This is a genomic window from Cupriavidus sp. HMR-1, assembly GCF_000319775.1.
Classification (GTDB): Bacteria; Pseudomonadota; Gammaproteobacteria; order Burkholderiales; family Burkholderiaceae; genus Cupriavidus; species Cupriavidus metallidurans.
The window spans coordinates 1-9310 of the sequence record NZ_ANKP01000265.1 but is presented as its reverse complement, the minus strand read 5'-3'; the positions used below and the strand labels follow the sequence as shown (position 1 = coordinate 9310).

11 protein-coding genes are annotated in these 9310 nt (G+C 60.7%); 5 read left to right on the top strand and 6 right to left on the bottom strand.

Annotated elements, in window-relative coordinates:
- Nucleotides 1–6 precede the first annotated feature (6 nt).
- From D769_RS29005 to D769_RS28990, 4 genes are all read left to right on the top strand, one after another.
- Nucleotides 7–906, top strand: coding sequence for a copper resistance protein B (locus tag D769_RS29005; RefSeq protein ID WP_081596880.1), 900 nt, complete (start codon nucleotides 7–9; stop codon nucleotides 904–906).
- 43 nt (nucleotides 907–949) lie between these two features.
- On the top strand, nucleotides 950–1336 hold the full coding sequence (gene copC, locus D769_RS29000; protein ID WP_008652096.1) for a copper homeostasis periplasmic binding protein CopC: 387 nt from the start codon (nucleotides 950–952) through the stop codon (nucleotides 1334–1336).
- A 6-nt stretch (nucleotides 1337–1342) separates the two neighbouring features.
- The gene (copD, locus tag D769_RS28995) at nucleotides 1343–2260 is read left to right on the top strand and encodes a copper homeostasis membrane protein CopD (RefSeq protein WP_008652092.1); all 918 of its coding nucleotides are present in this window, start codon (nucleotides 1343–1345) and stop codon (nucleotides 2258–2260) included.
- Between the two features lie 71 nt (nucleotides 2261–2331).
- Complete coding sequence (locus D769_RS28990) at nucleotides 2332–2808, top strand: cupredoxin family protein (protein WP_008652090.1); 477 nt, start codon at nucleotides 2332–2334, stop codon at nucleotides 2806–2808.
- Nucleotides 2809–2903: 95 nt separating this feature from the next.
- Here D769_RS28990 and D769_RS28985 read toward each other — a convergent pair whose 3' ends face one another.
- The 4 genes from D769_RS28985 to D769_RS32980 are packed head-to-tail and all read right to left on the bottom strand — an operon-like array spanning nucleotide 2904 to nucleotide 6615.
- The gene (locus D769_RS28985) at nucleotides 2904–3428 is read right to left on the bottom strand and encodes a cytochrome c (protein ID WP_008652088.1); all 525 of its coding nucleotides are present in this window, start codon (nucleotides 3426–3428) and stop codon (nucleotides 2904–2906) included.
- Between the two features lie 43 nt (nucleotides 3429–3471).
- Entirely contained in the window at nucleotides 3472–3885 is a 414-nt protein-coding gene (locus D769_RS28980; protein WP_008652087.1) for a DUF411 domain-containing protein, read from the bottom strand.
- Between the two features lie 47 nt (nucleotides 3886–3932).
- On the bottom strand, nucleotides 3933–6350 hold the full coding sequence (locus D769_RS28975; protein ID WP_008652086.1) for a heavy metal translocating P-type ATPase: 2418 nt from the start codon (nucleotides 6348–6350) through the stop codon (nucleotides 3933–3935).
- Nucleotides 6343–6615: a DUF2933 domain-containing protein gene (locus D769_RS32980; protein ID WP_008652085.1), complete on the bottom strand. Its 273-nt coding sequence runs from the start codon at nucleotides 6613–6615 to the stop codon at nucleotides 6343–6345. The genes D769_RS28975 and D769_RS32980 overlap by 8 nt, the downstream gene beginning before the upstream one ends.
- Before the next feature lie 161 nt (nucleotides 6616–6776).
- Here D769_RS32980 and D769_RS28970 point away from each other — a divergent pair, with 161 nt between their 5' ends.
- Complete coding sequence (locus D769_RS28970) at nucleotides 6777–8042, top strand: hypothetical protein (protein ID WP_008652084.1); 1266 nt, start codon at nucleotides 6777–6779, stop codon at nucleotides 8040–8042.
- Nucleotides 8043–8151: 109 nt separating this feature from the next.
- Here D769_RS28970 and D769_RS28965 read toward each other — a convergent pair whose 3' ends face one another.
- Nucleotides 8152–8388, bottom strand: a complete 237-nt coding sequence (locus D769_RS28965) for a hypothetical protein (RefSeq protein WP_008652083.1) — start codon at nucleotides 8386–8388, stop codon at nucleotides 8152–8154.
- Nucleotides 8389–8510: 122 nt separating this feature from the next.
- Nucleotides 8511–8939, bottom strand: coding sequence for a CzcE family metal-binding protein (locus D769_RS28960; protein WP_008652082.1), 429 nt, complete (start codon nucleotides 8937–8939; stop codon nucleotides 8511–8513).
- Between the last annotated feature and the right edge of the window lie 371 nt (nucleotides 8940–9310).

The window sequence follows — 9310 nt, the reverse complement described above, 5'->3', positions numbered from 1 at the left end:
AGCAAGATGCAAGGCATGGACCAGGGCTCGATGCAGGGCATGGACCACAGCAAGATGCAAGGCATGGACCAGGGCTCAATGCAGGGCATGGACCACAGCAAGATGCAAGGCATGGACCAGGGCTCAATGCAGGGCATGGATCATGGCGCCATGCAGATGCAGGGTGGAAGCGCTCCGCCGGACGCCAGAGATCCAGATGCTTATTCCGACGGCGCAAAGCTCGGCGTCGGCCAATACGCGATTGGCCCCAGCCGGTCGCTGCATATGGCGGACGAACATATCTTCGCGTCCGTTCTCGTTGATCGCCTTGAATGGACCAAAGGCAACGAAAGCAATGCGGCATCCTACGAAGCGCAGGCGTGGATTGGGAATGCGTTCAACAAGTTCGTGATCAAGGCAGAAGGCGAGGTGGAAAAGGGCAAGGTTCCCGAAGCCCGCACCGAACTGTTGTGGGGACACGCCATTGCCACGTATTGGGACACCCAACTGGGTGTCCGGAACGACGCCGGCTATGGGCGCCCTGCACGCAACTGGCTTGCGTTCGGTGTGCAAGGGTTGGCGCCTTACTGGTTCGAAGTCGAGGCAACCGGCTATGTCGGCACCGAGGGACGAACCGCGCTGCGCCTTTCCGGTGAGTATGATTTGCTGCTGACCCAGAGGCTGATCTTGCAGCCCAGGTTGGAAGCCAGCCTGTACGGCAAGAACGACCCCGAAATCGGTATCGGCAGTGGCCTTTCCAGCGGCGCTGTCGGAGTGCGATTGCGCTATGAATTTAGCCGGCAGTTTGCGCCGTACATCGGTATCGAACGCTCGCAAAGCTTTGGCAATACCGCAAACATGGTCCGAGCCTCCGGCGGTCGCAGCGGCGAGACGCGCTTCGTCGCGGGTATTCGCATGTGGTTCTGATCGTCTTTATCCTTTCTCACCCCACCAGCAATTGGAGTTTTTCATGCAAGCATCACGCCTCACTATTCGTGCGACCCTCGCGGCTGCCGCATTGCTCGTCAGCTCCGTGGCCTTTGCGCACCCGAAGCTGCTCACATCGACACCCGCTGACAAGGCGGAAGTCGCCGCTCCCCAAAAGATCGAACTGAAGTTCTCGGAGAATCTTTCGACGCAGTTCTCAGGCGCAAATCTGCTGATGACCGGCATGCCGGGCATGGCTGACCACTCGCCGATGAAGATCGCAGCAAAGGTCGCCGGCGGCGACGATCCCAAGACCATGGTGGTCACGCCTACGCAGCCGCTCAGCCCCGGCAACTATCGTGTGGAATGGCGCGCTGTGTCGTCCGACACCCATCCGATCAACGGCAATATCACCTTCACCGTCAAGTAAGCTGCAATGGACTGGGCAACTGTCGCAGTGCGTTTCGCACTCTATCTAGATCTCGCAGCGCTGTTTGGCCTTCCGCTGTTCGCCTTGTATGCATTGCGCCAGGAGGAGCGGCGGTCACCGATCGGTGCCTCCTTTGCAACTCTTTGCAAGGTGGCCGCAACGCTCGGTATCGTCCTGTCGTTCGTGAACATCGCCGTCATGGCGAAGGGCATGACGGGCGCCGCTTCGTACACGGAACTTCAAGGCCACGTTTTCGAGATGATTGTGACCGGGACCGCGTTCGGTACGGCCTGGATTGTTCGTGTGGTTGCCCTGTTCCTGTGTCTGCTCGCCGCGCTCTTCCTGCGTAATCGGCCGCTGTCCCAGTTCAGCGCCATAACAGGCGGTGCCGCGTTCGCGCTGGCAACCTTGGCGTGGGGAGGGCACGGCGCGATGGACGACGGCGTGAAGGGCTATATCCACCTTGCATCAGACATCGCACACCTGATCGCAGCCGGCGCATGGTTCGGTGCCCTGATTGCCTTCGTTGTGTTGTCCCGCACGGCCGCAACCCCCAACAAGGTGGCGCTACTGAGCCGGACGTCCAATGGATTCGCCCAGGTCGGCACGATGGTGGTTGCCACCCTGGTGGTCACCGGCGTCGTCAACTACTGGATGATTATTGGGTTGCAACTGCCGGAACTGAGCCTGGCGTCGTACGGTGGCCTGCTGCTATTCAAGCTAGCACTCTTCGGCATCATGCTGCTGCTCGCAGCGGCCAACCGTTTCCATCTCAGCCCGCAGCTTGAACATGCGGTTCGCACCGGGGATCACGTGGTCGCCGTACGCACGCTGCAACGCAGCCTGACGATCGAGACCGGCGCCGCGACGCTGATCCTGATTCTGGTTGCATCGCTCGGCATTCTTTCCCCCATGCAAATGTAAGACCCGTCCAATTCAGAGGCTGAGTCGATCCGACTCGGCCCATCCCTAACATCCCACCACCGAGGTTCGCCATGAAGACACTCGCGCTTTCTCTCATCGCTGTGGCCTTTGTACCGTCGCTGGCGACAGCCGCCCCGAGCAATGACAGCTCGGCCACGCGCAAACCGGCTGCATCGGTCGCAGGACAACCTGGCGTTAGTGCCAAGGCCACGCGTACGGTGGACGTCACGATGAACGACACCATGCGATTCTCGCCCGACGCGATCCCGGTGAAAGCGGGTGACACCATCCGGTTTCAGGTACGCAATGCCGGGATGATCGAGCACGAGATGGTGATCGGCACGACGGCCGAACTGAAAGAGCATGCAAAAATGATGCGGGAGATGGCCGGCGAAAAGCACGCTGCCCCGAACAAGCTCACGCTCGCACCGGGCGCACAGGGAACTCTCGTCTGGCGGTTTGAAAAGCCTGGAACGGTCGATTTCGCCTGTCTGGTGCCCGGCCACTTCGAAGCCGGTATGGTCGGCAAGGTCGTTGTGAAAAAATAGCGCGACGCGCGACTAACCACTCCCGCCAAACAGACCGATGGCCTCCAACCTGTGACGACGACAGGCATGGAGGCCCGTTCTTGTTGCTCGGCAGGCTAGCGACCGATGTACTCGTTGGTCGCCTCGCGCTGGGCGGCCTGCACCTTCTCTGGCCAGGTGCTTTTGATGTAGGCCAGTACTGCAACGATGTCCTCGTCTGACATCGACGACTTGAAGGCCGGCATGTCGCTGACATAATTGCTCGGTGCAGAGACGCCTGGTACCAATCCGTTCTTCGTGAGCGCGAATAGTATCGCGTCTGCATGGTGCCAGGTATGGCCTGACGCGTCGTGTGGTGGGGCCGGCAGCCGCCCACTTGGCAGCCGATCGCGCCAGTTCGGCTGCCCTTCCAGTTTGGCACCGTGGCACGCGGCACACGCCTGCGCATATAGCTGCCTGCCTCGCTCCACCCGCTGTGAATCCGATGCGTCAATGCGCAATTCGCGCCCACTCCGTGCCCGATCGGGGATTGGCGGTGTCTCCAGATAGCGTTTGGCCTGCAGCGCGATGACCGTCGCGGCGACGGTACCTAACCCCAGGAGGCCGATGATCCTCCAGCGCGGCTTGTTGGATTCTTCCATGCAGCATTGTCTGGCGGCATGGGTGCCGCCAGCTCTGATTCCGTTAGTCTTGGGAGAAGGGCTTGCCCTGGAAATCCACCGTGACCAGGCCGCCGTTCAGCTTGCCCATGCCCGGTGCATTGGTCGGCATGCCAGGCACTGCGACGCCCTTGACTGCGCGATTGGCCACCAGTTTCTGGATAGCGGCGGCCGGCACGTGCCCCTCAATGACCTGGCCGCTAGTTTCCAGCACGGCGGTGTGGCAGGAATTGAATGAGGCCGGCACCCCAAGTCGCGTCTTTACCGAGGTCACATCCGTCGAGTTGATCACCTTGGTGGGGAAGCCGGCTTGATTGACGTGCTTCACCCACTCTTCGCAACAACCGCAGTTGGGATCCTTATAGACCGTCATGGCAGGCGCCGCGGCATACGACGCGGTACTTCCTGCCAGGATGGCAGCGGCAAACAGGTATTTCATTAGAATTTTCCTTGTACTGACTTACTTGAAACAACGCTCGGCTCGCGTCAGACACTCGTCCGCCTGAGCCTCAGCGCGTTGGAAATCACCGATGCGGAACTCAGGCTCATCGCGAGCGCCGCAATCATGGGGGACAGCAGCAACCCAGTAAGCGGGTACAGAACGCCAGCGGCCAAGGGCACGCCAAGCGCGTTATAGACAAAGGCAAATGCCAGGTTTTGCTTCATGTTGCGGATCGTCGCTTCCGAGAGGTTTCGGGCCCGGGCGATGCCGCGCAAATCGCCCTTCACCAGGGTAACCTGGGCGCTGTTCATTGCCACATCGGTCCCGGTGCCCATGGCGATGCCCACATCGGCCTTGGCCAGTGCAGGTGCGTCGTTGATCCCGTCACCCGCCATGGCTACCACGTCGCCAGCGTCCTGCAGTTGCGTCACCAACGCAAGCTTGTCGGCGGGCTTCACTTCCCCGCGGAACTCGTCGATGTTCAGATTAGTGGCCACCGCCTTCGCTGTGGCGAGGCCATCGCCGGTGGCCATGATCACGCGGATACCCTCATCCCGCAGACTCTGCAACGCTTCCGGCGTCGAGTGCTTGATGGGGTCCGATACGGCAAGTAGCCCAGCCAGCGTGCCGTCAACGGACAAATACATGACGCTGGCTCCTTGCGCGCGCAGGTCGTCGGCTTGCGCACGCAGCGGCTCGACCTGGACACGCTCCTCCTCCATGAGCGCCGTGTTGCCAATGGCGAGCCTTTTCCCGGCCACGATGCCTCGAACGCCAATCCCCGTGCTCGATTCAAAATTCTCTGCCTTCTCCAGGGACAGTCCCGCATCCCGCGCGGCGGTAACCAGCGCAGCGGCCAGCGGATGCTCGCTCCCCTGGTCAAGGCTTGCGGCAAGCCGCAGCACCTCTTCCTCGGCATAGCCATTGACGCCAACAGATCGCGCAAAGGCGGGCCTGCCCTCGGTCAATGTACCGGTCTTGTCGACGATCAGTGCGGTAACCTTGCGCAGGTTCTCGATCGCCGCCGCGTCGCGAAACAGCACGCCGTTTGCAGCTCCCTTACCGCTTGCGACCATGATCGACATTGGCGTCGCCAATCCGAGAGCACACGGGCAAGCGATAATCAGCACGGCAACGGCGTTGATCAGGCCAAACACCCAACTCGGTTCTGGACCGAAGAGCCCCCATGCGAGAAACGTGGCCACCGCCACACCGATGACTGCGAGCACGAAGACCCCGGCGACCCGATCGGCCATGCGCTGCATCGGCGCCTTCGACCGCTGCGCCTGGGCAACCATCTGGACGATCTGCGACAACATGGTCTGCGCACCGACCTTCTCCGACCGAATGATCAGGCTGCCCGAAGTGTTGATCGTCGCGCCAATGACGTGGTCACCCGCGCGTTTGGAAACCGGCATGGGCTCGCCCGTAATCATCGATTCGTCAATCGAGCTGCTACCCTCCGTGACGACACCGTCCACCGGCACTTTTTCGCCGGGCCGGACCCGCAGCAGGTCTCCCACGTGAACGTGGGTCAGGGCCACATCTTCCTCTTGTCCGCCGGGGCCAATGCGCCGGGCAGTTTTTGGTGCCAGGCCGAGCAGTGATTTGATTGCGGCGGAGGTCTGCGAGCGCGCCTTCAACTCAAGAAGCTGCCCGAGCAGGGTGAGCGAGATGATGACCGCGGCGGCCTCAAAATACACGCCAATACGCCCATGCGCGGCGAACGCGGGCGGGAAAACGCCCGGCGCAATCGTCGCCACCACGCTATAGATATAGGCAGCACCAGTTCCCAGCCCAATCAGGGTCCACATGTTCGGACTGCGATTGACGAACGATTGCAGGCAGCGTTCGAAAAATGGCCAGCCCGCCCACAGGACGACCGGCGTCGCCAGAACAAACTCCATCCAGCTTTGCATGTCGGGTGACATCAAGCCCAGCCGAGACCCGAACATCGCGAGTACAAAGACGACTGCGGTCAGCGGCAGCGTCCACCAGAAGCGGCGTCGAAAATCCGTCAGCTCTGGATTTTCGCCGTCCTCGATATCCGGCAACAGCGGCTCCAGCGCCATCCCGCACTTCGGGCAGTTCCCGGGACGATCCCGACGAATCTCCGGGTGCATTGGGCACGTGTAGATGGTCCCTTCCGGCGCGGCAACCGGTTCCGTGGTATCAGAGGTCTTCACCCCCACATACTTCGCCGGCTCCTGCAGAAACTTCTGATGGCAGGAGTTGCTGCAAAAGTAATACTGCTTGCCATCGTGTTCGGCTCGGAATTTTGACTCCGTCGATACGGCCATTCCACACACCGGATCTTTCAAGTCGGCCTCGGACGCGCGATTGCCATCGCATTGCGAGCTATGCCCGGCATGCGAATGGTCATGATGCGCGTCATGATCGCCTGGCGACGCTCCGCCGTGCGCAGAGTGCTCGTGTGGCGGGAGCGGGCTACGGTCATTCATTGTGCGACTCCTGTATTCCGACGCGCTGTTCGTTTGCCTCGTTACCTCTCGCCGAGGATGAATTCCGGTGACGCCCGGCGTGATGGAAATGCATCAACGGGCACAGCAACACTAGCCCAAAAGGCAACATCGATGCAAGCCGCTTCCAGTCCGAGGCAGCGAAAGCGAGCGCGACGATCGACACGGCCCCAAGAGCAAGCCCCGCAATCGCACGCCGGTTGAACCCGGTCTTCGACCCAGCATCCTGTACTACGTGGGAATCCATGACGTCACCTTTCAGACAATTAGCCAAGCCACGACCCGACAACGCTAACTCGATACACCATAATCCTTCCCGCCATGGGAAGGTCAAGTTCGCTTGCGATCGTTTTGGCGCACAGTATTCCGGGTCCGCGGTGATACACTGCCCGGCAAAAAAGTGACGCCATGACAGACACCACCCGAACCCTCATCGAACGCTGGAAATCCGATCCAAGCGGCACCTATCAAACCTGGTTCCTCTGGCCTAAACGCCTCAAGAATTTCAGATCCATCCGGCGCGGGATCGGCGCCGTCGTCGAGGAAATTCACGCAGGCACCTTTGGCAATGCGTACCGAGGATCGTCGCTGGAGACCGTTGTCGCTTCGGTTGCCGAACAGCGGCAGATCTTCAAGGGTGCCGATCACGCGTTTCTCTGGAAGCCGAAACTGCGCATTCCCGATATTTACGAGAACGCCGACAACCAGCGTGCGTTCGCAAGGTTGCTTCACACGTGCAATTGTTGCGATACCGAAGCAGAGATGCTCACCGCGATCCAGCGACTGAGCGGCGTGGGGATCAAAGGCCTCGGCCCCGCCGTCGCCAACCTGCTCTATTTTATCCACCCCACCCTGCTTCCACCGTTCAATACAGCGATCGTGAACGGCTACAACGCCCTGACCGGTGCGGCAGTCAAGCTGGGCAAGTGGGATCACTACCTTGCGATGCGCGATCGCATCCTGGCGCTCAATCATCGCTATCGTGATGTCCTTTCCAATGATCTTGGCGCGCTGGCCGGCCTGTTATTTGACGTCGGCACAGGGCGTTATCCCGCTCCGCCATGCAACGATCTGCCCGGCGAGGTCAGCGCGTGGGAAGACGATCTGGCCAAGGTCAGGGAACAGGCGTCCGCACTCGCCAAGCAGATCCAGGCAGACAAACTTGAAGATGCCACGCATACCGAAGTCCAAGGCTGGCTAAGAGATCTCGGGAAGTCGCTCGGCTACGCGGTTTGGATCGCGACCAACGACCGGGGGCGCGAATACAATGGCGAGCCCCTTAGTCTTGGGTGTTTGTCCGCCTTACCGGCGACGCTGCTCGTCTCGGGCGGTGAGACGGTCCCGCTGATCGACGCGGTCTGGCTGGATCCCGCAACCCTTGAGGTGGCCGCCGCGTTCGAGGTCGAGCATTCGACATCGATCTACTCCGGCATCGTGCGGCTGCTGGATCTTGCCCTGGGCACCAGTCAATCCGCCACCAAACATCTATTCCTCGTGGCGCCAGATAACCGCGAAGCGGAAGTCCGTGCGCAACTCAGCCGGCCGGCATTCAGCCGTGTCGCGGAACTCAACATGCGATACGTCCCATACTCCAGCCTTCGCGAGCATCGGGAGAACATCGCACGCTTTGGCATGGGCATCAAGCCGATCGAGGCGATCGCCAAATCCTTGTAGTTCGCGCTTCACGGCCGGCGGGGCTCCAGAATGCACAACGCCCATGGACGACACCGAGCCTTATTCGGTGCGCCATGGGCGCGTGCCGTCTCAGCCAGGACCTTGACGATCAAGCGCCGTCAGAGAACGTATCGCGGGTTCCGATGGAATGTCCGCCGTCGGTGAACGGGTCACGCGTGCCCATCGAATGCGCACCATCCGTGAACGGATCGCGCCCCCCCATCGAGTGGCCGCCATCAGTATAGGGATCGCGCGGGGAAGTTACCCCGGCGTTCGCGACTCCTGCCGTTCCACCAAGCGTGGCGACTGCCAGCACCAGCAGGACACTCTTCTTCAGCGTTTTCATCGCAATCTCCAAGAGGTTGGGTTCAGCGAACCGTTGATATACAGCTTACGTGACGGTTGCCGACCCCAGCCTGACCGGAACATGACAAAACAGACAGGTGCGCTGTTGGCACTGTCGCCGGGTCAACCGCCGATGTAGAGTTCGCTCTGCTCGATGTACACCCAGACGCCCTGGCCACCAGGCAATTCCGGGAAGAGCACGTTGAGGGCAACGGCCTTGTTACGGTCCAACTGCGCAAAAGCGAAAGTGATCTCGCTCGCCCCACTCTTGAACGTTACGGTCTCGCCCGAATCGACATTCACATACTTCAGGCCCGGCGCAACGTCGACGACGCGCGAGGTGCTTCCCGCCGGCGCCTCGCTGCCGAACAGGGAAGCCTCCGGACCGGGCTTGATAGCGGACAACGAAGAGAGACCGGCTCTGGCGCCATGATCATGCTGTGCAGCCACTTGAATCTGGGCCTGCTGTGACCACCCGGCTGGGTTGGTGGATTCGAGTTTGTCAGCGCTCCATGCAACGGAGGTTGCGAGAAGTGCGGCGACGCCGAGCATGAACGACGCGATCGAGGGCTTTTGGACGCGATCGAGGGCTTTTGAGATGTCATGATGTTCTCCTTATAAGTTTCGGGCCTAACCCTTGCCAACGATGTTAGCCATCCAGCCCATACGAACACCTTACCCACCCGTTACAACTCGGAAAGCTCCGCGAATAGCGCAACCGAGATTGTCAGCGTTGCGTTAGCCTTCCAGACGCTTACGCCAAAGCCTCGCGTCACGATGCATCGTGACCTGTTCCGACGGGCTAGTGGCACCGATGCGATGCCCATCTCAGACCGAAGGACGAGAACCTTTTTTTGCTGCTTCAACATGCTTATGGCTTGCCCCACCCCAATTTCCCTGTTGTGCGTGAGCACGAGATTCGA